Annotated in this window: 25 protein-coding genes; 13 read left to right on the top strand and 12 right to left on the bottom strand. The window is 47.7% G+C overall.

Going from position 1 to position 24,779, the window contains the following annotated elements:
- Positions 1-100 precede the first annotated feature (100 nt).
- The 9 genes from BGP75_RS03790 (at position 101) to BGP75_RS03750 (ending at position 9,598) form a co-directional block, all read left to right on the top strand.
- Positions 101-979, top strand: a complete 879-nt coding sequence (locus tag BGP75_RS03790) for a Dyp-type peroxidase (protein WP_076715313.1) — start codon at positions 101-103, stop codon at positions 977-979.
- 114 nt (positions 980-1,093) lie between these two features.
- Complete coding sequence (locus BGP75_RS03785; RefSeq protein ID WP_076715310.1) at positions 1,094-1,432, top strand: antibiotic biosynthesis monooxygenase; 339 nt, start codon at positions 1,094-1,096, stop codon at positions 1,430-1,432.
- 193 nt (positions 1,433-1,625) lie between these two features.
- Entirely contained in the window at positions 1,626-2,075 is a 450-nt protein-coding gene (locus BGP75_RS03780; protein ID WP_076715307.1) for a hypothetical protein, read from the top strand.
- 695 nt (positions 2,076-2,770) lie between these two features.
- A complete protein-coding gene (locus tag BGP75_RS03775) occupies positions 2,771-4,144 on the top strand; it encodes a glutamine synthetase family protein (RefSeq protein ID WP_076715305.1) in 1,374 nt (457 codons plus the stop codon).
- A 133-nt stretch (positions 4,145-4,277) separates the two neighbouring features.
- Positions 4,278-5,669 carry an aldehyde dehydrogenase family protein gene (locus BGP75_RS03770; protein WP_076715728.1) on the top strand — a complete coding sequence of 464 codons (1,392 nt, stop codon included), beginning with the start codon at positions 4,278-4,280 and terminating at the stop codon, positions 5,667-5,669.
- 78 nt (positions 5,670-5,747) lie between these two features.
- Positions 5,748-6,911, top strand: a complete 1,164-nt coding sequence (locus tag BGP75_RS03765; protein WP_076715302.1) for an iron-containing alcohol dehydrogenase — start codon at positions 5,748-5,750, stop codon at positions 6,909-6,911.
- Positions 6,912-6,929: 18 nt separating this feature from the next.
- A complete protein-coding gene (locus tag BGP75_RS03760) occupies positions 6,930-7,649 on the top strand; it encodes a glutamine amidotransferase-related protein (RefSeq protein WP_076715299.1) in 720 nt (239 codons plus the stop codon).
- A 440-nt stretch (positions 7,650-8,089) separates the two neighbouring features.
- Entirely contained in the window at positions 8,090-8,902 is an 813-nt protein-coding gene (locus tag BGP75_RS03755) for an SH3 domain-containing protein (protein WP_076715296.1), read from the top strand.
- A 282-nt stretch (positions 8,903-9,184) separates the two neighbouring features.
- Entirely contained in the window at positions 9,185-9,598 is a 414-nt protein-coding gene (locus BGP75_RS03750; RefSeq protein ID WP_076715293.1) for a hypothetical protein, read from the top strand.
- A 20-nt stretch (positions 9,599-9,618) separates the two neighbouring features.
- Here BGP75_RS03750 and BGP75_RS03745 read toward each other — a convergent pair whose 3' ends face one another.
- From BGP75_RS03745 to BGP75_RS26600, 4 genes are all read right to left on the bottom strand, one after another.
- Positions 9,619-10,578, bottom strand: a complete 960-nt coding sequence (locus tag BGP75_RS03745; protein ID WP_076715290.1) for a LysR family transcriptional regulator — start codon at positions 10,576-10,578, stop codon at positions 9,619-9,621.
- The gene (locus BGP75_RS03740) at positions 10,578-12,689 is read right to left on the bottom strand and encodes a molybdopterin oxidoreductase family protein (protein WP_076715287.1); all 2,112 of its coding nucleotides are present in this window, start codon (positions 12,687-12,689) and stop codon (positions 10,578-10,580) included. The genes BGP75_RS03745 and BGP75_RS03740 overlap by 1 nt, the downstream gene beginning before the upstream one ends.
- A gap of 119 nt (positions 12,690-12,808) precedes the next feature.
- The gene (locus BGP75_RS03735) at positions 12,809-13,495 is read right to left on the bottom strand and encodes a LysR substrate-binding domain-containing protein (RefSeq protein WP_076715284.1); all 687 of its coding nucleotides are present in this window, start codon (positions 13,493-13,495) and stop codon (positions 12,809-12,811) included.
- Positions 13,444-13,740, bottom strand: coding sequence for a LysR family transcriptional regulator (locus BGP75_RS26600; protein ID WP_158070058.1), 297 nt, complete (start codon positions 13,738-13,740; stop codon positions 13,444-13,446). Before BGP75_RS26600 ends, BGP75_RS03735 begins: the two co-directional genes overlap by 52 nt.
- A 150-nt stretch (positions 13,741-13,890) precedes the next feature.
- Between BGP75_RS26600 and BGP75_RS03725 the strand changes: the two genes are divergently transcribed.
- From BGP75_RS03725 to BGP75_RS03715, 3 genes are all read left to right on the top strand, one after another.
- On the top strand, positions 13,891-15,297 hold the full coding sequence (locus BGP75_RS03725) for an FAD-binding oxidoreductase (protein WP_076715281.1): 1,407 nt from the start codon (positions 13,891-13,893) through the stop codon (positions 15,295-15,297).
- A gap of 122 nt (positions 15,298-15,419) precedes the next feature.
- Positions 15,420-16,223 (top strand): TSUP family transporter, encoded by an 804-nt coding sequence (locus BGP75_RS03720; protein ID WP_076715278.1) that lies wholly within the window; start codon positions 15,420-15,422, stop codon positions 16,221-16,223.
- A 123-nt stretch (positions 16,224-16,346) separates the two neighbouring features.
- Positions 16,347-16,739 (top strand): MAPEG family protein, encoded by a 393-nt coding sequence (locus tag BGP75_RS03715; protein WP_076715275.1) that lies wholly within the window; start codon positions 16,347-16,349, stop codon positions 16,737-16,739.
- 469 nt (positions 16,740-17,208) lie between these two features.
- Here BGP75_RS03715 and BGP75_RS03710 read toward each other — a convergent pair whose 3' ends face one another.
- Both BGP75_RS03710 and BGP75_RS03705 read right to left on the bottom strand, forming a co-directional pair.
- Positions 17,209-17,733, bottom strand: a complete 525-nt coding sequence (locus BGP75_RS03710) for a hypothetical protein (protein ID WP_076715273.1) — start codon at positions 17,731-17,733, stop codon at positions 17,209-17,211.
- Positions 17,730-18,554 carry a phosphodiester glycosidase family protein gene (locus BGP75_RS03705; protein ID WP_076715270.1) on the bottom strand — a complete coding sequence of 275 codons (825 nt, stop codon included), beginning with the start codon at positions 18,552-18,554 and terminating at the stop codon, positions 17,730-17,732. The genes BGP75_RS03710 and BGP75_RS03705 overlap by 4 nt, the downstream gene beginning before the upstream one ends.
- 591 nt (positions 18,555-19,145) lie before the next feature.
- On the opposite strand from BGP75_RS03705, the gene BGP75_RS03695 reads away from it, so the two are divergent.
- A complete protein-coding gene (locus BGP75_RS03695; RefSeq protein WP_076715264.1) occupies positions 19,146-19,337 on the top strand; it encodes a YqaE/Pmp3 family membrane protein in 192 nt (63 codons plus the stop codon).
- Positions 19,338-19,455: 118 nt separating this feature from the next.
- Here BGP75_RS03695 and luxS read toward each other — a convergent pair whose 3' ends face one another.
- The 6 genes from luxS to hemA form a co-directional block, all read right to left on the bottom strand.
- A complete protein-coding gene (gene luxS, locus BGP75_RS03690) occupies positions 19,456-19,968 on the bottom strand; it encodes an S-ribosylhomocysteine lyase (RefSeq protein ID WP_076715262.1) in 513 nt (170 codons plus the stop codon).
- Positions 19,969-20,029: 61 nt separating this feature from the next.
- Positions 20,030-20,452: a CoA-binding protein gene (locus tag BGP75_RS03685; protein ID WP_076715259.1), complete on the bottom strand. Its 423-nt coding sequence runs from the start codon at positions 20,450-20,452 to the stop codon at positions 20,030-20,032.
- A 38-nt stretch (positions 20,453-20,490) separates the two neighbouring features.
- Positions 20,491-21,237: a molybdopterin-synthase adenylyltransferase MoeB gene (gene moeB / locus BGP75_RS03680; protein WP_076715256.1), complete on the bottom strand. Its 747-nt coding sequence runs from the start codon at positions 21,235-21,237 to the stop codon at positions 20,491-20,493.
- Positions 21,238-21,401: 164 nt separating this feature from the next.
- The gene (gene prmC / locus BGP75_RS03675; RefSeq protein ID WP_083704604.1) at positions 21,402-22,268 is read right to left on the bottom strand and encodes a peptide chain release factor N(5)-glutamine methyltransferase; all 867 of its coding nucleotides are present in this window, start codon (positions 22,266-22,268) and stop codon (positions 21,402-21,404) included.
- Positions 22,269-22,278: 10 nt separating this feature from the next.
- A complete protein-coding gene (prfA, locus tag BGP75_RS03670) occupies positions 22,279-23,361 on the bottom strand; it encodes a peptide chain release factor 1 (protein WP_076715253.1) in 1,083 nt (360 codons plus the stop codon).
- A complete protein-coding gene (gene hemA / locus BGP75_RS03665) occupies positions 23,361-24,635 on the bottom strand; it encodes a glutamyl-tRNA reductase (RefSeq protein WP_076715251.1) in 1,275 nt (424 codons plus the stop codon). Before hemA ends, prfA begins: the two co-directional genes overlap by 1 nt.
- Positions 24,636-24,779 lie beyond the last annotated feature (144 nt).

Raw genomic sequence — 24,779 nt, 5'->3', positions numbered from 1 at the left:
GAAAACTAAAATCCCTGTACTGTTATTGCCTTCTTACAAAAATGGAGCGATTATTTTAGCCTCAAGCTCAATACAACAGACATTCAGACAGGAACAGAATATGACCATGGTGCAGCAAGGAATTATGGAACCACTTCCGGCCAATGCCCGGTACCTGTTTTTCACTTTGCGGCCAGATAGTCCTGCTGATCAGCTAAGAAGCGCGATAGAAAACCTTCCCCAGCAAAAAGATCTTGTTATCGGTTTAGGCCAGTCCCTTATACAACAACTAGGGACCGATCTACCGGGCCTGCATCCGTTCCCGGCATTAACCCATCAGGGTATCGATGTTCCATCAACTCCCGCAGCCCTGTGGATATGGCTCCGCGGTGTAGACAGAGGTGAACTGCTGCACCGAAGCCGAATCATTGAATATCAACTGGCGGAAGTTCTGGAACTCGAACAGGTTACAGACGCCTTTGTCCACGAGGGTGGAAAGGACCTGACGGGATATGAAGATGGCACAGAAAACCCTGAAGGAGAAGATGCGGTACAAGCCGCCATCGCTCACCAGCCTGAAGCCCTTCAAGGCTCCAGCTTTGTCGCCGTACAACAGTGGCTGCATGACCTCGATGCTTTCGAAGCCATGCCCCAAACTCAGCAGGATCACACCATTGGGCGTCGTAAAAGTGATAACGAGGAATTAGACGATGCTCCTGAGTCCGCCCACGTCAAACGTACTGCTCAGGAGAGCTTTGTCCCGGAAGCCTTTATGCTAAGACGCTCGATGCCCTGGGTGACTGAAACAGGCTCAGGGTTAATGTTTGTTGCTTTTGGCCGATCACTGGAAGCTTTTGAAGCACAGATGAGGCGTATGCTTGGATTAGACGACGGTACTGTTGATGCACTGTTTCGTTTTACTCGGCCGATTACTGGTAGCTATTTCTGGTGTCCTCCAATCAAAGATAAAAAATTGGATCTCAGTGCACTCGACCTGTAAACAGCTCTCGTACTCAATAATTTATACACCTCTTATATCGCCTGGATGAGCTGCTCGTCTCTGACAGAGCTCATCCGACAGGCTTCGATAACCCAACCGTCACAGGAATACTCAATGTATATTGCTATGAACCGCTTTCGTATCGTTCCTGGCCAGGAGAGTGCTTTCGAGGAAATCTGGCGCCAAAGGGAGTCATATCTGGACACCGTTCCTGGCTTTTGTAGCTTTCACCTGTTGAAGGGACCGGAGAAAGAGGAGTTCAGTCTCTATGCGACTCATACCGTCTGGGACAGTATTGATGACTTTGAGTCCTGGACCCACTCTGAACAGTTTCGTAAAGCTCACGCCAATGCCAGAACACAAAGCCAACAAACCAAAAGCATCTATCTGGGACCACCACAATTTGAGGGCTTCGAGTCTATTCTTGCGCAATCCGCCCGCAACTCCGGTTAAAAACCTTCCCAGTAAAGAGATCCTCAGCTAGAGAGAATTAATCAAAGTTAAACAGCCTGATCCACAGACTTGAGCCAGGACAGGTTGTTTCCACCTTCATTACCTTAAACTGCCAGGATATTATCAAGCAGCTTTGTTACGCCGACGATGCTCAGAATGACATTTGCGCCCCTTTTACAACGGATTTATCCTGATGATCCCTAAAGCAAACACCAAGATGGCTCTCTCAAGCTCACCCACTCCCATAGAGGGTTCCCGTATTTTAAACGCTCGCCGTTCCCGCTGGAAAAAGCAAACAAATTCAATATGCTTGCCAGCAGCCGTGATGACGGCATTACTGCTTATTAGTGGCTGTAGCGGGCATCCAGGAACAGGCATCTGGGAAGCTAAAAGCACTAATCCCTCAGGATACTGGATGCTAAAAGTTCAATATGATGGTACAGCCACAGTATTAGCAAAAAATCAGGAAGAACCTTTGTTAGGCTGTTTCTGGCAAGCCACCGCCGCCGATATCATGAAGATGCAGTGCGCAACGGCCAATGATCCTGAAAACCCAGACACCTACCAACTGAGTATTACAACGGATCAAGCAACCTTCAGCAAAGAAGGGAAACAGCTGGCGTTGTTTCAGCGCAAACCATAGAGCGCCTTGTAAAGGATCTATAATTCCGCGGCTTTCCAACCAGTCAGCAAACAACCTCTGTTGTCAGATGGTCGGATAATAAGGAAAGTCTTTAGCACAAAGAGCGTATCCCCTTTCCCAGCCCTAAGCATATGCCTGACAGTTTCTGCAGCCCCCTCCACGACCGTGGCTATCGCCCAAAAATATAGTTACAGAGCAACCTTAGAGATAAGCAGAAATTGTTTTTTCCCAACAGAGTGTCGCGGATAAATATCGGTTTTAAGCCCTAGTATTAGCATTTCTAATACTAGGGCTTCGCTGGAACTGATTGTGTTTGCAGGGATTTTTCACCCCCCCTAGTATTAATTCTGCCAGGGTATAAAAGTTGATGAATATCCTTGGCAGGCGAATTCCAATAAAATTCATAGATCATTTTTCAGAACTTAATTTTTACGATTTCATAGGCAATAGAGCAACAAAGCTCCAGCCGAAAGAGAAGAATGCTGAGCCTTTTTATAGATGACAGACAGAGGTTCACACTCTGCGGCCATAGATCTTTTCCTGGGCATCTAAAGATCAATGAAGAGAGCCAGAGCTTAGAACAATAACCCAGTTAAAACCTGGCCAGCTCGGCTTGGAACTAACAGGGCCAGCTGCCATGCTAATCACAGACAGCAAAACAAAAAGAGTCAACGAACAGCATTTGAGGATGGATCATGTTAAATCCAAGAGACGTCAAATCCATTGAAGACGCCAAAGCCATTGTTGAAGAACGCGGCCTGACCCACGTTAAAGTCGGCGTTTTTGATAATGATGGCATTATGCGCGGAAAATATATGAGTAAAGCCAAGTTTTTTTCCTCTCTGGAAAACGGCTTTGCTTTCTGTGACGTAGTTTTGGGATGGGATTCTAAAGATCAGCTCTATGATAATGTCAGCTATACCGGCTGGCACACAGGCTTCCCTGATGCACCAGTACGGGTGCTACCTGAAAGCTGTCGGGAAATCCCCTTTGAAGATGGCATGCTGCTGTTTATGGGCGAATTCGAAGGACCAGCTGAATCACTCTGCCCTCGGGGCACACTCCGAAAAGTCGTTGATAAAGCAAAAGAACTGGGCTTCGATGCCTTTGCAGCCCTTGAGTATGAGTTCTTTATGTTTAATGAAACGCCCAAGAGTATTCGAGAAAAAGGCTATAAGGATCTGGAGCCGATCACCCCGGACTGGTTTGGCTACTCCATGCTCCGAAACTCCGTCCATGCCGAGCTTTACCAACAGATTCTAGCCATGTCGGAAACCATGGACTTCCCCATTGAAGGTTTACACACGGAAACCGGTCCAGGCGTACTTGAAGCTGCCATTACAGTCGATAGTGCGGTGAATGCAGCGGACAAAGGAGCGCTGTTTAAAACCTTTATGAAAGTCTTAGCCCAGCGTAATGACATGATGGCTACATTTATGGCCAAGTGGTCTGCTGATTATCCGGGACAAAGCGGCCATATTCATATATCTCTGCGCAATAGTGACGGTTCCGGTTCATCTTTTTACGACCCTAGCCAAAAACACAACATCAGTAAGATTCAGCGTCATTTCCTCGCAGGCCAACAGCGCCTGATGCCAGAATTTCTGTGTATGATCGCTCCGACTGTCAATAGTTATACTCGTCTGATCCCAGGGTTCTGGGCGCCAACGGACGCCACCTGGGGAGTGGAAAATCGAACTACCGCTCTAAGGGTTATTCCAGGAAGTGAAAAATCACAACGCGTTGAATATCGCCTCGGTTCTGCAGATGCCAATCCGTACCTGGCCCTTGCTGCGGCGTTGGCAGCAGGGATTTATGGAATCATGCAGGAATGGGAACCTGAAGCCCAGATTAAAGGTAACGCTTACGATCAGTGTCACCCGGAAGAACTGGCCTTACCTCGTACTCTTTGGGATGCTGCCCAACGTCTAAAATCCTCTGAAGCCGCTCGAACAATGTTCGGAGATCCCTTTGTTGAACACTATGCAGCATCCAGAGAATGGGAAGAACGAGAATTTCGCAAACACATCTCTGACTGGGAGATGAATCGCTACTTTGAAATTATTTAGCAGCCCTGAAGCAATCTGATCACCGTCAGAACCGATTGCTGTCGAGCTGTTTAAGTTACAAAACAAGTAATTCAAGACTGTGAGGCAGTGCAGGAACCCTGTGAGTCTCGGCACCTTGAAAAGAGAACCTGATATGTCCGAAGTACAAAAAACCGTCAGCCCTATTGATAACTCTGTCTATGTTGAACGCCCCTATGCAACTAAAGAAAGCATACGGCAGACTCTGGAACGTGCCAGCCAGGCGCAGCAGACTTGGAGCCAAACACCTCTGTCGGAACGGGCGGCGCTTTGCAGTCGCGCAATAGATGCATTTGTCGCTAATTCCGATGCGATTGCCGAAGAGCTGTGTTGGCAAATGGGGCGCCCTATTCGCTATGCCGCAGGGGAGGTTGCTGGTGTCGAGGAACGGGCTCGCTTTATGATTGAAGCAGCAGAAGAAGCACTAAAACCTGTACAAGTTGCTGAAAAGCCAGGATTTTCCCGCTACATAAAACGTGAACCATTAGGAGTGGCCTTCATTATCGCTCCTTGGAATTATCCCTACCTGACCGCAGTTAATGCGCTTGTTCCTGCCATCCTGGCCGGTAATACCGTGGTATTGAAGCACTCGGCCCAAACCCCTTTATGTGCAGAGCGCTTCGCTGAAGCCTTTACAAAAGCCGGTTTACCTGAGGGGGTATTTCAGTATCTGCATTTAACCCATGACGATACCGAGCAGTTGATTCAATCCCCGGAAATTAACTACGTAGCCTTTACCGGTTCAGTACCTGGTGGAGCCATGGTGGAACGTGCTGCAGCGGGGCGCTTTATCGGTGTTGGTCTCGAATTAGGGGGCAAAGATCCTGCTTATGTGCGGGCTGATGCAGATTTGGACCATGCGGTAGAAACCTGTATTGATGGCGCATTCTTCAATTCAGGCCAATCCTGTTGCGGCATTGAGCGTATTTATGTGGATGAATCAATTCACGATGCTTTTTTAGAGAAAGCGATCACTCTGGTTAAGCAGTATAAACTGGGCCGCTCAGATGATCCCGAAACAACCCTTGGGCCACTGGTTCGAAGCTCTGCTGCGGACTTCGTTCGTAATCAGGTTACAGAAGCGATTGAGCAGGGCGCCATTGCCCATATTGACCCCTCAGACTTCCCACAGAATAAACCTGACACCGCTTATCTGGCCCCACAACTGCTCAGTAACGTTAACCACAGCATGCGCGTAATGACTGAAGAAAGCTTTGGTCCGGTAGTCGGTATCCAAAAAGTCAGCTCTGATGAAGAAGCTATCAAACTGATGAATGACAGCGAATTTGGGCTGACAGCCTCGGTATTTACCCGGGATATTGATGCTGCAGTCTCTTTGGGTGAGCAGTTGGAAACGGGGACATTCTTCGTTAATCGCTGTGACTATCTGGATCCTGCTTTGGCTTGGACTGGAGTCAAGAATTCGGGAAGAGGCTGCACTCTGTCAGCACTCGGATTCGAATCTCTGACCCGTCCCAAGTCTTTCCATATACGTACTGAACTTTAACAGCGCCGTTCGTCTGATGAAACTATTGAGCAAAAACACTCAGACGAAAGACAAAATAGTGCTTCAGAGAGAAACAACATGAGCCAACTAACCTCAAACTGGAACTATCCAAACAGCATTCGGGCAGGGGCAGGCCGTATCAGTGAATTGCCCGCTGCTTGCAAAGAACTGGGCATAAAAGCGCCCCTGCTTGTTACCGATCCCGGGCTGGCCGCTCTGCCAATGATTAAAGCAGCGTTAGATCTTTGTGCAGACGAAGGGCTGAAGGCCGGTCTGTTTTCAGCTATTCAGGGTAATCCGACCAGTGAGCACGTAGAGGCAGGGGTTGCTGCATTTCGTCAGGGGAGTCACGATGGCGTAATTGCCTTTGGTGGTGGCTCCGCGCTGGATGCTGGCAAAGCCGTAGCACTGATGTCTGGCCAGACACGGCCTATCTGGGATTTTGAAGATATTGGTGACAACTGGACCCGTGTGATCGAGTCAGGTGTCGCTCCTGTCATTGCTGTTCCGACCACAGCCGGAACCGGCTCAGAAGTGGGACGCGCCTCCGTAATTACCGATGCCGCCAATCATGTTAAGAAAATAATATTCCATCCAAAAATGCTCCCTGGACTGGTCATTCTCGACCCCGCATTAACAGTGGGTCTTCCTGCCCATATAACAGCGGCAACCGGTATGGATGCCCTGTCTCACAATCTTGAAGCTTTATGTGCACCTGGCTACCACCCGATGGCGGAAGGCATCGCCATGGAAGGAATTCGATTGGTACATCAACACCTGCTTCAAGCTGTCGAGAATGGTAATGATCTTGATGCCCGTATGCAGATGCTCAGCGCTTCCAGCATGGGCGCAACAGCCTTCCAGAAAGGCCTCGGTGGCATGCATGCGCTGGCTCACCCTCTGGGTGCCGTCTATAACGCCCACCATGGTCTTCTTAATGCCATACTGATGCCCTACGTATTGAAAGCCAATAGGGAACAGGTTGAGGAGCGGATGCACCGCCTGGGCCGCTATCTGGGTCTTGAGCAACCAACTTTCGATGGCGTGCTGTCCTGGATTTTGGAGCTACGCAGACAGTTAAATATTCCTCACAGTTTAGCTGAGATCGGAATCAACGCCGATCAAGCAGATGAAATTGCCGCTATGGCTGTCGTTGATCCTTCAGCTGGAGGCAACCCCATTGCTTTCAGTGCAGAACAGTATGGATCAATTTTCCACAACGCTGTCAACGGCTCATTGTAAGACCCTAGAGAGGTATTTATGAAAATTGGCATTCTCCAGTGTGACCATGTTCAGGAAGAACTGCAGCCGGAATTCGGTGATTACCCATCGACATTCATCCGGTTATTGGGGGAGGCCGCACCGGATTGGGAATATGTTGTTTATCCGGTGCTTCATGGTGAATTCCCTTTATCAGCTGATGAATGTGACGGCTATATCACCACAGGCAGCCGTTATGGCGTAAATGACGGCTTTCCCTGGATTGACCAACTGGTGGATTTTGTCCGCGAAATAGATCAGCAGGAGATAAAATTTGTGGGGATTTGCTTTGGCCATCAACTGCTGGCAAAAGCCTTGGGAGGACGGGTAGAAAAATCTCCCAGAGGATGGGGGGTGGGAGTCTCGTTTAATCACATCACTGATCGCCGTGACTGGATGGAACCATTTCAACCAGGCATGGATCTGGTGGTTAGTCATCAGGATCAGGTTATAGAACTTCCAGACAATGCAGAAATTCTGGCCTCTAGCCAGTTCTGCCCTAACTATATGGTACAGATAGCAGACCATTTGCTGGGGGTTCAGGGCCATCCAGAGTTCAGTCGATCTTACTCAGCTGCCTTGATGGATCGGCGTCGAGATCGAATAAGCGCCAGCAGAATCAGGGAAGGAATGACCTCATTGCAGGCGGACGTAGATGACAGACTTATGATTCAGTGGATCGTGAATTTTTTTGCAGGCAGGCATACTTCAACGCAATAGTCCTTAATAACAAACGCCCCCAATGGTGACAATCCCTCGATGACAGCAAAGCCTTTCTTTTTTTTAAACTTTGTGATCACGCCACCTTAAACAAGGACTGGAATATCCAGTCCTCACTTTTTGAATAAAAACTCACATAAAGAACCTTCTTAAATTAGAAAACCATTGACAACCAAAGCGCAATTTTAGGATAGTCATTGTGAAACTTCATTTACTAGGTAAATTGGGGCAATTGACCGCCACATTCTGCGATCCATTGTTTTTCAGGTTGGAATAGTCAGCCATTGCTTTCAACAAACGATGAGAATAATTGGTCGCCTGTTTTCGTATGCAGGTCTCCAGCCCCTCGCTTTACCCGGATAATAAATAGTGCACAGATACCAGACCGGCAAATAAGTCCGCGATGTTCTCTGTGCTTCACAAAGATTAGAAGGACGATAATGATAAGCGCACAAAAGAACATCGTCAGTGGTGCTGTTATTGGCGCATTGCTGTTACTCGGCGGATGTATTTCCAATGAAACAAAACCAGGAGGAGAATCAGCAGTAGCTAACGGCTCTGGTGAAGTTGCAGGCATACAGGGAGAACCTCAGGAATTAGTTCTTTGTGAAAAACCGGTAGGAACTGCGGCTTTACTGGACGCAGAGAACAGCTCTGACTCCCAGTATCAACTTACCAGCCCAGTCCCTCTGGTAAAGCGATTTATAGAGCAAAGCCGATGCTTTAGCATTGTTGATCGCAGCCCGGCCTCTGCAACACAAACCAACAGTCAAAAAACGGCTGCTGACTACATCATCACTCCCACTATTACCGACACGCGAAACACCTTTGGGAGCGCTAGTGCCCAAGTGGCGTTATCGGTGATAAATGTACAGACCGGCCATCAAGAGACGATTGCTGAGGGTCTTGCCAACAAATCCAACGTTGGCTTTGCCTGGGGAACGGGCCTGGTGGGTAATTATGGCACCACAGATATCGGAAAAGTCACGACAGCCGCTTTTCTGGATGCTCATAATAAACTCATAGGCCAATTGGGAGCCTCTACTTCAGGCTCCATCTCTGCAATCAACAGTAAATATCAGGCAACAACTACCGTCAATTTCCGCAGGGGCCCTTCGACCTCTTCGGTAATACTAGGCAAACTTCTGGCAGGTGCCACGGTACATCCCACGGGCACCAAAGAAGGAGATTGGTGGCAGGTTGAAGCAAACGATAAAACGGGCTGGGTTCATTCAGACTACCTGACTCAGTAGTTCAGTTGAAAGAACCTTCTCAGGGTCGGCAGCAGCCGGCCCTTTTTTTTCTGTTAGCAGCCCAAAGTGAACGGGCCCACCCCTTAGGGAACCTTCAAATAAGTCCATTATGTTCTCAGTTTCCCTGGCCAATAATCATCGCCAGCTCTTGCCGCTCATTTGGGCCAGGTCAATTCCTCTTCATTAAAAGCATTCTATGATTCGCAGATACAGTGGCTGTCAACATGTCACTGGCAGCAGCAATCAGAGTAGATACAACTTTCAGATGGGGTTGCTTTAAGGATGAATTGGAAAACAATTCTGGCCGGGGTTGTCACTACGGTCATTATCAGTTTGAGCTTTCAGCTGGTTTTTGTACTGGCAGCTTCCTTTATTGGAAACGCTGGCAGCGGTAGTGGGTTTATTTCAACCTATCGTCAGGAGCTCTGGTACGCCAGTGCGATGGTTTCCCACTCGATTAGCATGGCTGTCGGTGGCGCAACTACAGTACTTTTATTTTCTCACTCTCAGCATATACGCCACGCCGCCATCGTTGGTGGGCTAGCCAGCAGCGTATTTCTAGTACCCCTGTTACTCGTGGGAACTCTTAACCTACAAAGCCTTGTTTATGTCATATTAGGCAGTGGTTGTGCGGCTTTGGCGGCATTAGCAATTACTCGATACTGTGCTGAAGAACCGTTGTTGGATCAGAACTAAAACACGCTTTTTCTGACCCACTATTCCCCCACCTCAATTTGCTCAAGCAACCAGGGTAACTCGACACCAATCTCCGATAAAAACTTGTTCCTTAAGATATCAATGCTATCGCTGGCTATTTTTTTCGGTAAATCACCTAATTCATCACGTCTGGCTACTAATGTGATAGTACGATGGAGCGGTTTTCCCGGTAGCGGAAGACACTGAACCTGATGCAATTTGATACCGGTTTGAAACAAACACAGCGGAGTTGTCAGGGTCCAACCCATGCCTGAAGACACCGATGAAACAATCGCAAATGAATTATCCAGCTGAAGGCGTTGTGGAGGCTCCAATTCAATACGGCGAAGATAACGCTCAATAGTTTGACCAATCAGTGAATTTTCACTGTAGCGAATAAAATCCAGTTCCGATTGCAGCCGTTGAAGGTCCGTGACATTACCCTTGTAGCTGTTAGGCAGGGCAAGAATGAATGGCTCTCGAAGGATCAGACGACGACTCAGGCCGGGATAATCTTCCAGAGCATCATCCGATATGATGATATCAGCATTCCTGGACAATAATGCATGGCCGTGCTGGTGAGACAGACCGGTACTGACGGACCAGTCTCGGGTCCGCTTCTTAACGGCCTCGATCAGATTTTTACCAACAGCCGTAGCAATAGAATCAACCAGGGCAATCTTTACATGCTGGAGTTGGGTAAAGTCCGCATGCTGGATTGCCTGATTGGTTTTCAACGCTTCTTTCAATAACGACATACTTCGATCATAAAGAAAGCGACCCGCAGTGGTGAGTTCCATTGGCCGCACAGAACGATCCATAAGCTCAGTATTGAGATTATTTTCCAGATTGGAAAGAGTTTGAGAAATGGATGATTGAGTCATACCCAAGCGTTCTGCTGCCGCAGTCATATTGCCGGTTTCAGCAACCCGGGCAAAAACCTCCAAAGATCTCAAATCAAACCCAAAGTTAGCAGCCATTAACTTTCTTCCCTTGATCCTTTCTGCGCTTCACCTTCTGTCTGATGACTCGCTTCCAACCAGACCTTGGTATCATGAAAAACAGCTCCTCCATTAGGAGCAGCGGCTTCGGCACTCACCAGCACGTTAATACCAACACCATCAATAAAATCAGCATTTGGCCAAACGCCTTCAACAATCACTACACCTCGTTGCAATCCGTCAAAAGGCCTGACATGCACTCTAACCTGCCCGCGGGAGTTCCCGATCAATACTATTGAATCAGGCTCAAGCCCCAACTCCAGACAATCATCCGGGTGAATCATAGCCCTGGGCCTCTGCTCCTTCTTTCGAGAGCCTGGGGTTTCAGTAAAACTACTATTAAGAAAGGTCCGGGCAGGAGCTGTTACTAACCGAAAGGGATGCTGCTGATCAGCCTGCTCCAGCAAAGTACAGTGATCTGGCAGCTGCGGTAATACGGCCCCCAACGGCCCCAGTGCCAGCCAGTCAGCGCGAAAATGAAAACGTTCATCTGGATGACCAAAGCCATCTAGAAAATGAGCTTTTTCAAAACAAAGAGCACAATCAACCCCTTGATCCTGATGCATTTTCTCCGCTGTCGGCAAGGGACCATGATCAAGCGCCTGCTCTATCACTTCAAAAGCTGATTTGCCTGTTGTCGAATGACGGCCTCCCAGCCGATGAATCAATTCACAGACCAATTCATAATTACTGCGACATTCTTTATAGGGCTTGATTACCGCCTTACTGACCTGCAGATGAGTGTGTCCACTGGCTGTGTAAATATCGTCATGCTCCAGAAACGTCGTCGCAGGCAAAACAATGTCTGCCATAGCCGCCGTTTCTGTCATCTGCTGTTCATGTACCACGGTAAACAGGTCATCACGCATAAACCCCTGGCGAACTTTGGCTGATTCAGGTGCAACAGCCATTGGATTACAATTCTGAATAAACAGTGCTTTAACGGGTGGACCATCTCCCAGATCCCTTGGATCACCGGTTAATACCGGACCAATGCGGGACATGTCCAGCTCTCTGGCAGCGGATTCTCCCTGATCCTGACCTTGACAGATTCGAGTATCAAGCCCTTTGTAGAGTTCACTATGACCAAACAGGGCCCCTCCTCCCGGATATTGCCAAGCCCCGGTCAGCGCAGGTAAACAACTTACTGCATGCATATTTGAAGCCCCGTTCCGAGAACGGCTCATACCGTATCCCATGCGTAAGTAGCTGCGTTGACTGCGTCCATAAAGACGAGCAAAAGTAACAATCTGCTCAGCATCAATACCGGTAACTTCAGCTGCCCATGCCGGTGTTTTCTGCATCAGATGAGTACGAATCTCAGCGTCAAAATCCGTGTATTTGTCCAGATAGTCCTGATCGACAAACCCTTCTTTCAATAGAACATTCATGACCCCGCAGGCTAAAGCTCCATCCGTGCCTGGTTTAGGCATCAGGTGGATATCAGCCTGCTGTGCAGTCGCCGTCCGATAAGGATCAACAACCACCAGCTTTGCTCCTTTTTTGCGGGCTTTTGCAACCTGAGTCATCACATTGATTTGAGTATGAACAGGATTTCCCCCCCAAACCACGATGAGTTCGCTGTCCGTAATTTCCCTGGCATCAACGCCTCGCTTCGCCCCAACACCGGCCAGCCAGCCCGCATTCGCGATCGATACACAGATGGTTTCTTTCTGCCGCGCATAACCCATTGCATGGCGAAGCCGATTTGCAGATCCCCGTTGCACCCAACCCATCGTCCCCGCATAGAAATAGGGCCAGATGGACTCGGGGCCAGATTCTGCCTGGATTGACTGAAATCGATCAACAATCGTAGTAAGGGCCTCTTCCCAGCTGATCGGTTCAAAAGCAGAGATGCCTATACCTTTTTCACCCACTCTTTTCAGCGGACGGCCAAGTCGGTCAGGATGGTGAACCCGCTCAGCATAGCGAGCAACTTTGGCGCATATTACACCAGCTGTATAGCTGTTGTGCTTACTACCATGAATTCGACCGATGTGGTGATCATCCAGTTTTTCCACCTCCAGAGCGCAAGTGCTCGGACAATCGTGAGGGCAAACCGCATAACGGCGTTCTAGAGACTGTTTCATTGGCAAATCCTGTCACTTCCTCTGACAACTCCACAAAGGTTCCTGAGAATGAATAAGGGCAACAATATACCTTACTTATGACCTCAGCAGCGCTGAAATTGTATTCAGCAGATTAAATATTAGGATTCTGCTTCCAACGCCTTAACCTGTTCGATCAACCAAGCTATTCCAGCATCGGCACTACGGTTTTTTGACCACACCAGATTGACGGAAAAGGGTTGTAATCTTAAAGGAAAGGATCGGCTCCCCATCCAGGGTTGATCCATCATCAGTTCTGCAGCTTTAAGGGGCACCACAGCCATCAGTTGAGAGCCTCGGATAATCTGCGGCAATGTCGCCACATAAGGAGTAGTCAGGTAAACTTTCCTTTCCAGACCCAGACTCGCCAGCAATGCATTAATCAGTAGGGGCTCTGTTTCTCGCATTGAAACAGCAATCTGCGGATAACCGACAAATGCTTCTACTGTCATGGCCTCGTCGTACAAGGGATGCTGTCGATCCATGACCACGACCAGCGGATCTTCATATAAAAAGCAATTCTGCTCAACAACCGGGATACGATCAAATACAGCTACCGCCAGGTCCAGATCAGCAGCAATCAAACGATCATTAACATCATCTTTGTCTGAAAGAGGGCAGTGAACCACCTGCAATCGAATTTCTGGTGCAATCTTTTGTAAGTGGCCCATGAGTTTTGGCAACAGTATCTGTGAACTGTAATCATTGACTCCTAATCTGAAACGGCGGGTACTGTTTACAAAATCAAAGTCCGTCGGCTCAAATAAGGAAAGATCAAGCTGCGACAAAGCATGTTGATTGAATCAGCAATACTCTCTGCGAAAGGTGTTGGATGCATACCTCCTGCCCGCTTGATAAAAAGCTCATCAGAATAATGCTCCCGTAACTTTTTTAGAGCATGACTCACCGCTGGCTGGCTTATGCAAAGCACTTTTGCCGTCTGAGATAAATGGCGATACGTCATCAGCGCATCAAAAATAACCAGTAAGTTAAGGTTCTGCCGGGCAAGGCGAATAAGCCGACGGTCATGCATAACAGAACCTCCCATCATTCTTCATTTGAATAACAAGTCATTCTAACAAATCATTTCTATCCTGGCGGCTTTGATCTTACACTTATGGAACCTGCGACTAAGTCCATTATGTTCTCAGCGAGCCCTGGAATGGCATAGCGGAAATGATCCATGAGCAACAAAAAAATTAACGCCAGTAACATCAATCCTGACATTTCTAGTGTCATTGAGTTTTTGGCTCCTCATTTCGGAGAACGGTTATCAACCGCAACGGCTCTGCGCGTACAGCACGGCCAGGGGGAGGATAGTCATGGATGTATCCCCCCGGACGCGGTGGTCTATCCCAGCAATAACGACGAAGTGGCCTTAATCGCACGCATCTGCAATGAATATAAGGTCCCTCTGATTCCTTACGGTACCGGCACATCCGTTGAAGGACACTTGCTGGCCTTGCAGGGAGGTATTTCAATCGACCTTTCACAAATGGATCAGATTCTTAGCGTCAATGCAGAAGACATGGATTGCCGGATACAGGCAGGTGTTACTCGAGAGCAATTAAACACAGATCTTCGTTATCAGGGACTGTTCTTTCCCGTAGACCCTGGCGCCAATGCCTCACTTGGAGGAATGGCAGCGACTTGCGCCTCAGGGACTAATGCCGTTCGTTACGGAACCATGAGAGAGAACGTAAAGGGTCTGACTATCGTCACCGCTGATGGCCGTATCATTGCTACCGGAACGCGAGCCCGCAAGACATCAGCAGGTTATAGCCTGACACAGCTAATGATCGGCTCTGAAGGAACACTCGGGATAATCACCGAAATACAGCTCAAACTCCACCCGATACCAGAGCTAACCAAAGCCGCAGTCTGCAGCTTCAAAGATCTGGAAGGAGCCGTCAATACGGTTATCGAAGCTATTCAGCTAGGTATTCCTGTTGCCCGTATTGAGTTACTGAATAGCTTGCAAATGAAAGCAAGCATTCAGTATTCCAAACTGAGCGCCTTTGAAGAAGCCCCAACTCTGTTTTTTGAGTTTCATGGCAGTACACAGGGGGTCGCTGAACAGATCGGAACCATTCAGGCGCTCAGTGACCATCACGGCGGTTCTGCCTTCCGCTGGGCAGAAAATACTGAAGATCGAAATACGCTCTGGAAAGCACGGCATCAAGCCTACTTTGCGGGCATGAGCTTACAACCCGGGTCCATGAGTATTCCTACTGATGTCTGCGTTCCTATATCAAGATTGGCAGACAGTATTCTTGATGCTGAACGCTATGCCGAATCTCTGGGCCTTCAGTGCCCGATTGTCGGCCATGTCGGTGATGGTAATTACCATATCCTTATCATTTTTGATGAAAACAACAGTGAACAAAAAAACAACGCAAAGAGATTATCAAACTACGTTGTTGAACAGGCGCTAGCGATGGGTGGCACCTGCACCGGCGAACACGGTATTGGCTCAGGGAAAAAGGAATACCTGTTGAAAGAGCATGGTGAGGGAGTAGAACTGATGCGAACGATAAAACTTGCTCTGGACCCTAATCGAATACTCAATCCCGGCAAGGTCTTCGACTGATCAGAAAACCAAGAATGCCTGAAAATTACCAATAGCAGTAACTTTCTCATGTTGTTATTCGAGACCGCTACCATCTGTGGTAAGTTGTTCGGCCCGATCCAACCCCCTGGCTTGTAATTCCTATGTCTGATCTTCTCTGGTACCAATATCTATTAATCGGTTTGGTTTTCAGTTGGAGTGGTTTCGTCCGCTCGGGCCTTGGCTTTGGTGGTGCGGTACTGGCGCTACCCTTTATGCTCCTGATACACAACGAGCCTTTGGTGTTTTTGCCAATCATCGCCATTCACCTGCTTATATTCTCACTATGGATTACCTATGGGCCACAATTCAAAGAGTTTGTAGGTCTCAATCGCCCCAGTGCTAACAAAAGCCCATCTGCCGCCAACGAGCCAACCATTGATTGGCCTTATCTTAAAAAAGCGTTGGCAATAATGATCATCCCCAAGCTGGTAGGGGTGCTGGGCTTACTGACCCTCCCTGCTAATCTGATGAGCGGTATTATTTTCGCCATCGTTTTTGTTTACGCGATAGGCTATACCCTCAATAAACCCTTTAAAAGCAATCACCCGGCGCTGGATATTATTTTTCTGATGCTAGGCGGTTACGTGAGTGGTACATCCTTAATCGGTGCCCCTTTAATCGTCGCTGTATTTGCAACACGCGTTGCAAAACACCAGCTCAGGGATACTCTGTTCGTACTCTGGTTTATTCTGGTGTGCATAAAAATGGCGACCTTTATTGCTGCTGGAGTCGATCTGCAACTCATCCATCAACTATGGCTGCTTCCTTGTGCCACCCTGGGGCACCTGATTGGCATGCGCTTCCATCAGCATATGGTTGAAGCAGAAACACCTCTGTTTTACCGCGTGTTGGGAATTGTTCTAATAATCATCAGCCTATTTGGCCTCTGGAACGCATTGACCTAAGGAGCCTGCCTGGTTCAACCCTGACTACCTGCACCAGAGACGGAACTTATCCTGTTTTTAGAGGACGTATGACATACAGGTAAAAAAGTCCGTCTTTGGAAGCATAAACCAAGGGATAGTCCTATGCTGATCACTCCGTTATACGCTGGCCTTGCGGCTCTGGTATTTATATTTCTCAGTATCCGCACACTGATGTTGCGCCGACGCTTAAGAGTTGCCATAGGGGATTCTGATCAGCCCCTGCTGTTGCGCGCAACCCGAGTACACAGTAATTTTGCAGAGTATGTACCGTTAGCCATCATCTTACTCTATTTCCTTGAAGTACAGGGTGCAGCAGATGGGCTAATCCATGGATTGGCGATCGCACTACTTCTGGGTCGGCTACTCCATGCTTACGGCGTTAGCCAGGTAGAAGAGAACTATCGGTTCAGAGTGATTGGAATGGGATTGACATTTTTAGTGGTAGTCACAGCTGCAACCCGTCTAATCATGGCAGCAACCATCGGTAGCTTTTAGTTCATTTCAAAGCTTTGATAACAGACGCGCACTAAGAATACCTTCGAAAACAATTTCTCATTAATAGCAGCCGATACTTTATAAATATCGAAGTACAAATTCTTTAGATGCACCCTTTTATAGATACCGGCCAGATTTATACCTGTCCGTTAGAACAACACACAAACTAAGACCCCTGCGTAACTCTTGTTTATCGCCCATATTCCGAGATTTATTGTGAGAAAGACGCTCGCGTTCTGATTCTTATCATCTGGCGCTGTTTTTAGCGCCAGATTCCATGTTTCAGGCGCACTCGCCCTGCAATAGCCGCTGCCAGTCAATCCGTAGGCTCAAGGACATCAACTGATTGTCCTTCAACCGCCTTCGGCACCCGTCTGAAAGAAAGACATCAATCAACGCCCTACTGTTGTAACGGTCAGATTATGCTGAATTCGAGCCAGTTATGCAGTGGTCTTAAAAAGCTGCGACATCACATGAAACCAAGAAAGCCAATAGCTCTATCATAATTTCTCTTTAGAAGTGACTCAAAGGGAGTTTTCCATGGAGGGGGGCCGGTAAAAATAAATACCGATGAATCATCTTTCTTTGAAGTAATACTAAATCCTAATGGAACGGACTTTATCACCCAATCTATGCCCAAACCTTCTACTTTATCGTATTTTATAACGTCAAAAGAATACAGAAACCACTGATCTTCCAGCATGGCACGCCGATGGTTAAGTACAACTGAATGGCTAGCTAACCCTAGTAGTAATGTAGATAACAACAAAGCACCAACGAGATATTTCCAGCCTTGGCGTGTCAATGCAAAAACCAGTAATAATATAGAGAGTATTGCACTACCAACTTTAAAGTCAGTTGATGCCGAGAATATTGGTATTCCTGCATCACTACCACTGACGACAAAAAAACTATCTGTCGATAGATATAGGAGTCCACAGGAGGGGACCAAAAAAAACAACACTAACAAGATCTTTATAATTATTTTTTTCATAAAGTAAACGAAATACCTACAGTATTGGTCTCGTCTTTGTTCGGGCCTTGGCGAACGTGAAAGAAGCCATTGGCAAAGAGCATCGACGAATCTGAACCATCTAAAAAAACAGCGTTATCGCACCCTAATCGAATAAGTTTACCTTTAATTTCGTCAAAGCTTAGACCAGTAACACCATTAGGTTGAACAATAATAAGCAGCTTTCCAGAAGCTTTACTAGTAGCGATAATAGTCTTTCCTGTCTGCTTGGGTCGCTGCTGCTGGTCCAAATAGGTCAAGTTATTCTTTTGCGTAATGACCTTCTTTTGCTCCTCTGATACTGCACCACTTGGCGGGCAATTTGCCGAAACAGGACACTTATTCCCCACTCCGTACGGAAGTTCGTTGATGATTATCGGTCCCAACCCTCCGATTGCACTCTGGGCTCCCGGTGGTGGGTTGCCATATCCAAATTCGTACCCGTTACGCCCTCTATCTGCGATATAAAACATCAATGGAGCCGATCGGCCAATTTGTCTCCCCGCTTGAAAAATATAGCCATCAGGAGATGTGTGCTCAGGAGAAATGGGATCGTGCCCAATCGCTGCATCAGCCTTCCCCAATGGAGACAACGCATACTGCATAGCATTAACAGCACACAAAAATGAATTCTTCCTATAGGAAGCTCGGATGGTATCTTCAAATAATTCTTCTTTTGTCCTAACTACTGCATTCATTTTTGCAGCAATTGGAAGAACCATGAATTTTAGGGAAGCGCTACTATGTACAATTTTAGGATCAGTGGCTTTTATGAAAAGCTTGGGGTCATCAATGGATAACATTCTATTCTCTAGTTCCTTTAGAAGTAATATCTAAATGTACCTAAACGGGGTCAAAACCCATTGTCCAATTTTTATAAACTCTCAGAGTTTACGATTAGAAAACTCGTGATAAAGTAACCTCCAATGTGGTTTGCCACAAAACATTAGCTGCCGCCTCTGGAATCTGTCCGAATCCAGTGAATACCAAAACGCTAAGAGCTGGGTCAGGTAGAATGACTTCAGGAGCTGGTGGAGATAGAGCCCTTCGGTGCCAGCCTCAATGAATTTCTTTTGAAGTGGCGTTGTCGTGGTTCCCATACTTGAATATCCTTTTCTCAGCTGTCAATCATCCTGATTTTCGAATGTAAAATTCATCAATCCTTTCCATCGGTGTCCAGATCAGGCCACATCAAGGAGCGAAATAACCATTCTAGGATATCTGTTGCAGTGACCAACTGAACCTACAGCGGCCTTTTTTAAAATCTCCAACCAGATCACAATCAGATGCGCCGATAGGGTCATGCAGCACACAAACTGGTTTAACCGGACAAACCTCATTATTATTGAATAATTACGTTGTTATCATTCAACTGTGTTATCGGGAGTTATCCTATGCGTTTGCTTTTAGCCTTGCTTTTCCCCTGGCTGCAATTTTTTACTATTGGTCGACCTTTTGCGGGCATCATCTGCCTGATTTTGCAAATCACCCTGATCGGCTGGATACCCGCTGCAATCTGGTCTGTCTACGCATTAAGCCAGTATAAGACTGATCAGAAGATTGAAGATGCCTTCAAAAACCGCTGATTAAAAATCACTTTTCAGTGCAATCAGATACATAAAAGCAGCTTTTCAGAAGCTGCTTTTAAGGTCCGCAGCCGTTATCACTCGCCGTAAATTAAGCCGCAACGGGACCGGTCTGTGTTTATGAATGTTCTTGCAAGAATTTTGGATCCAGATTCAATTCCTGATTGCTATTAACTCCCACGCCCTGATTCTTGATGTTAGTGGCAATCTCCTGAGCCTCCTCCAGGGAATGCATTTTATAGGTACCGCACTGGTAGAGATTTAATTCAGGAATATCTTTCTGGTCCTTCACCCCCAGAACATCCTCCATCGCCGCCAGCCAGGCATCTGCAACACGTTTTTCATCTGGCGTACCAATAAGGCTCATGTAGAAACCCGTGCGACACCCCATTGGTGATACATCAATAATCTCGACTCCGTCACCATTCAAATGATCCCTGATAAACCCTGCAAACAGATGCTCAAGCGTATGAATACCCTTCTCACTAAGGATACTGTCATTAGGTCGACAGAAGCGCAGGTCAAAAACTGTAATGGTATCTCCTCCTGGAGTGGTCATCGTCTTAGCCACTCTGACCGCTGGAGCATTCATTCTAGTGTGATCTACTGTAAAACTATCCAACAAAGGCATTGCCTTGTCCTCTTATAATTAATGATCGACATCATGCGTGGTCAATTAAGGAGTCTGATTTTCAGTCCAACCCAAGTCGAGGTATCTCAATTTTCGGGCAGCGATCCATAACAACCTGTAAGCCATATTCAGATGCACGTCGAGCAGCTGCTCCGTTTATCACACCCAACTGCATCCAGATCGACTTTGCGCCGATCCGAATAGCCTCCTCACAGACCTCGCCCGCCGCTTGAGAGTTTCGAAAGATATCCACCATATCCACATGCCCGGGAATATCTTCGAGTTTGCTGTAGACATGCTCACCCAGCAAGACCTCACCACCGATTCTGGGATTAACAGGAATAACCTTATAGCCACGAGCTTGAAGATAAGCCATTACTCGATGGCTGTCCCGATGAGGTTTAGGACTAGCACCAACCAGCGCTATGACCTGGGTCTGGGTTAATATTTGCTTAAGGTACTCATCATCGTATTGCAAATGCATTCCATTCTCCTACCCGCGAGGCATCAGCATTTTTATAGCTAATGATGACCACATTCGGGGCATTGCGGATCCCGCCTGAGTTTAAGACTACGCCACTCCAGATTCTTAGCATCCAACAATAATAAACGGCCCACCAGTGGTTTGCCAAAACCTATCAGTATTTTCAGAGTTTCCATAGCCTGAGTAGTTCCAATCATTCCGACTAAGGGCGCAATCACACCGCTTTCTGAACAGGTCAACTGAGCATCATCACCTTCTTGATAGAGACAGCGATAGCAAGGGCTTTCAGGGTTACGGCTATCATAGACAGCTACCTGACCTTCCAGACGAATGGCAGCCCCGGAGATCAATGGCGTTTTTTGCCGGACACAGGCGGCGTTCAGTGCAAATCGAATTGAAAAATTATCAGTGCAATCAACGACTGCGTCTGCCAGCCTGACTTGTTCTTCCAGCGCATCTTTCTCCAGTACTTCGTTGATGGTGGTCACTTCAATCTGCGGATTAATTGCCAGCAAGTTATCTTTAGCTGAGAGAACCTTGGGACGGTTAATGTCCGCCGTACGGTGGACAATCTGGCGTTGTAAATTAGAGAGATCAACGCTGTCAAAATCTGCCAGCACCAAATGCCCGACCCCAGCCGCCGCCAAATAGACAGAGACAGGCGAGCCCAATCCACCCAACCCCAAGATCAAAACACGGGATGACAGCAGTTTTTCCTGGCCATCAATATCGACATCCGGCAACATAATCTGACGGCTGTATCGAAGTAACTGCTCATCTTTCATTTCCCGTCTCCTTCTGTGCTTTCTGATCGCAACTTATCACCAACCCGGTCCAGACTTGTTACTCCGCCGGTTAACACTGTTGAATATCAGTTCTAACCACTGACTAACCATAGTAAAGGTTAATCAAATAACTATTATTAAGAAAAGTCTTTTGAGGACGAAGATTAAAAGGGCCTGCGCCCCTGAGTAACACGGTCCTGCCCTCCAAGATCAACAAAGGTTTCCACTTCCAGATAGCTATGTTCAATCAGAGTATCCCTGACCCGCTCACCCTGATCATAACCATGTTCAAGCAATAACCAGCCACCTTTTTTCAGGTAGTCAACAGCCTGTAGAGCAATCAGCTCAATATCAGCCATACCGGAATGATCAGCAACCAGAGCAGAATGTGGTTCAAAGCGCACATCTCCCTGTTTAAGGTGGGGGTCCGCTGGGTCAATATAGGGCGGGTTACTGACGATCATATCCAGTGGTTCAGCACTCAGAGTCTGCAGCGGCTCACACCAACTGCCTACCTGTAACCTGACGTTCGGGATGTTTAATCGCTGCCGGTTTTGCTCGGCCAGTCGCACAGCATCTTCGAGGCGGTCAGTAGCATAGAGCATCCACCTTGGCCGCTCAGAGGCAAGTGATAAAGCGATGGCACCCGTACCTGTCCCCAGGTCAGCAACATGATAGGGCCCATCAGCAACTCGCTCTAGAGCCAGCTCAACCAGACGTTCAGTATCAGGTCGGGGAATCAAGGTAGTTGCATTGACGGCTAATGAAAGTGTCCAGAAATCTCGATAACCCAGTATATGAGCCACCGGTTCGCCCGCCTGACGACGCCTGAGCATATCCATGAAAGCAGCTTGTTGCTGCTCGGTAAGTTTACGCTCTGGCCAGGTATACAGATAGCTACCAGGTTTTTCTAACACCTGTTCGAGCAGCAACTGAACATCCAACTGAGGACTGTCAGATATCTGCTGCAAAGACTCGGCTTCGGCCAGAGCCTGTGTGATATTGATCATCGAATCATTGTCGGAGGCCATTTCGGGCTGATCAATCGCTCATAGTGGCCAGGAGTTCAGCCTGATGCTCTTGTATCAGCGGTTCTATTATCACGTTTACATCCCCTTCCATGACTTCCGCAAGCTTGTAAAGGGTAAGATTTATACGATGGTCAGTCACACGACCCTGAGGATAGTTATAGGTACGAATTCTCTCTGAGCGATCACCACTACCGACCAGGCTCTTCCGCGCGTCTGCCTGCTCAGCGGCCTGTTTCTCCTGAACTCCGGCAAGGATACGTGAAGCCAGTAGCGACATTGCCTTGGCCCGATTCTTATGCTGAGAACGCTCTTCCTGACATTCCACGACAATACCCGTCGGAATATGCGTCAGGCGGATAGCTGAATCCGTTTTGTTGACGTGCTGACCTCCGGCACCGGAAGCCCGAAACGTATCGACCCTCAAGTCAGCCTTTTTAATATCTATTTCTTCAGTGGTTTCGACTTCCGGCATGACCGCAACGGTACAGGCAGATGTATGAATTCGACCTTGTGACTCAGTTTCCGGCACTCGCTGCACCCGATGAGCACCCGACTCAAACTTAAGGCGCGAATAGACATCCTGCCCCACAACCCGGGTAATGACCTCCTTGTAACCACCGTGTTCGCCCGAGTTTTCACTAATCAATTCAATACGCCATCCCTGTTTCTCAGCATACTTGGAATACATGCGAAACAGGTCACCGGCAAAAATGGCCGCTTCATCACCGCCGGTACCGGCACGGATTTCCAGGAAGGTATTATGAGTATCGTTAGGATCTTTAGGGAGGAGTAGCTTTTGCAGCTCCAGCTCCATTTCTTCACGGCTTCCTTCTGCGGTCTTCAGTTCTTCTTCAGCCATCTCCCGCATATCGGCGTCGCCATCCTGAAGCATGTCGTTGGCTTCAGCAATATCATCCATAATTTCGAGATAGCGGCCAAAGTGCTGAACCACAGGTTCAAGTTCTGCGTATTCTTTCGAATAATTACGAAAGCGATCCTGATCACTGATTACTTCAGCATCACCAAGCAAGGCCGCCAGTTCCTCGTAACGGTCTTTGAGGGTATCCAGTTTGGCAAGTATAGAGGGTTTCATCAGGAATCATCTTCTGTATCGTTGGGAGCCAATTCAAATAGCTCCTGAGTCAGCTGCAATAAATCGCCCCGGCCCATGGCCGAAGCTTTCTTCATCTGTACGCTGGGTGAGTGGATCAGTTTATTGGTCAATCCACGTGCCAATTGTTGTAAAACGTCTTCAACAGACTTTCCTTTATTGAGCATTTTGAATGCTTTTTCAAGCTCTTGATCGCGAGTTTTTTCCGCTTTTTGCCGCAATGTGCGCAAAGTGCCTACTGCATCCAGCGAACGCATTTGCTGCATAAACTCGCTGGTACCATGATTGATCAGATATTCAGCTTCCTCTGCTGCATCCTGGCGCGACTTTACGTTCTCTTCTATCACTTCCCGCAGGTCATCTACCGTATACAGATATACATCAGAAAGCTCTTCGACTTCTGCTTCAATATCCCGGGGTACGGCAATATCAACCATGAACATAGGTCGGTGTTTGCGCTGTTTTAATGCTCGTTCAACAGCACCTTTACCAAGTATAGGTAATTGGCTGGCAGTGGATGAAATAACAATATCTGCACTGGCTAGTACCTCTGGAATATCCGACAACAACACCGCTTCAGCGCCAAACTGACTGGCCAGGGCCTGAGCCCGCTCCAGCGTCCGATTAGCAACCGTAATTTTTTTAACACCATTTTGTACCAAATGACGGGCGACTAAGTCGATTGTCTCACCGGCTCCAATCAGCAATGCACTGCTCTGACTGACGTCCGCAAAGATATGCTGAGCCAAACTGACCGCAGCGTAAGCCACTGATACTGGATTCTCACCGATTGCAGTCTGAGTCCGCACTTGCTTAGCGACTGAAAAAGCCTGCTGGAACAATCGACCCAGATCGGAACGAATGGACTTTGCCGATTGGGCAACAGCATAGGAGGATTTCAGCTGCCCCAGTATCTGTGGCTCCCCTAACACCAGAGAGTCCAACCCGCAGGCGACTCTCATCATATGACGAGCGGCATCAGCATCCAGGTGCTGATAACTACAGGACTGCAGATCCTCCAGCGGTAACTGGTGATATTCACTCATCCACTGCAATAAGGTCTCGCCACCGTTGCTGGCGCTAGAACAGTATAGCTCAGTGCGATTACAGGTAGACAGTATTGCGACCTCATGAACACCAGAGAGCTGGCAGGCCTGCATTAAAGCATCCTCAACCTGCTCTGGCGCAAATGCAACTTTTTCGCGTACAGCTACCGATGCGGTCTTGTGATTGATTCCCAGTGCCAACAGCGCCATAGGATTTTCTACGTCTCCAGAACAGGCCAGCGCGTAATGATACATTTAACCCGAATTTTTCACAAAGTACTTAGAACCAGCGGGTAAAATATTGTGTCGTACCAAAGGCGTTAGCTGTTTTTACGATATATGCACTAACCAGCG

It is taken from the genome of Motiliproteus sp. MSK22-1 (genome assembly GCF_001968815.1).
Classification (GTDB): Bacteria; Pseudomonadota; Gammaproteobacteria; order Pseudomonadales; family Balneatricaceae; genus Motiliproteus.
This window is presented reverse-complemented; position numbering and strand designations above follow the sequence as displayed.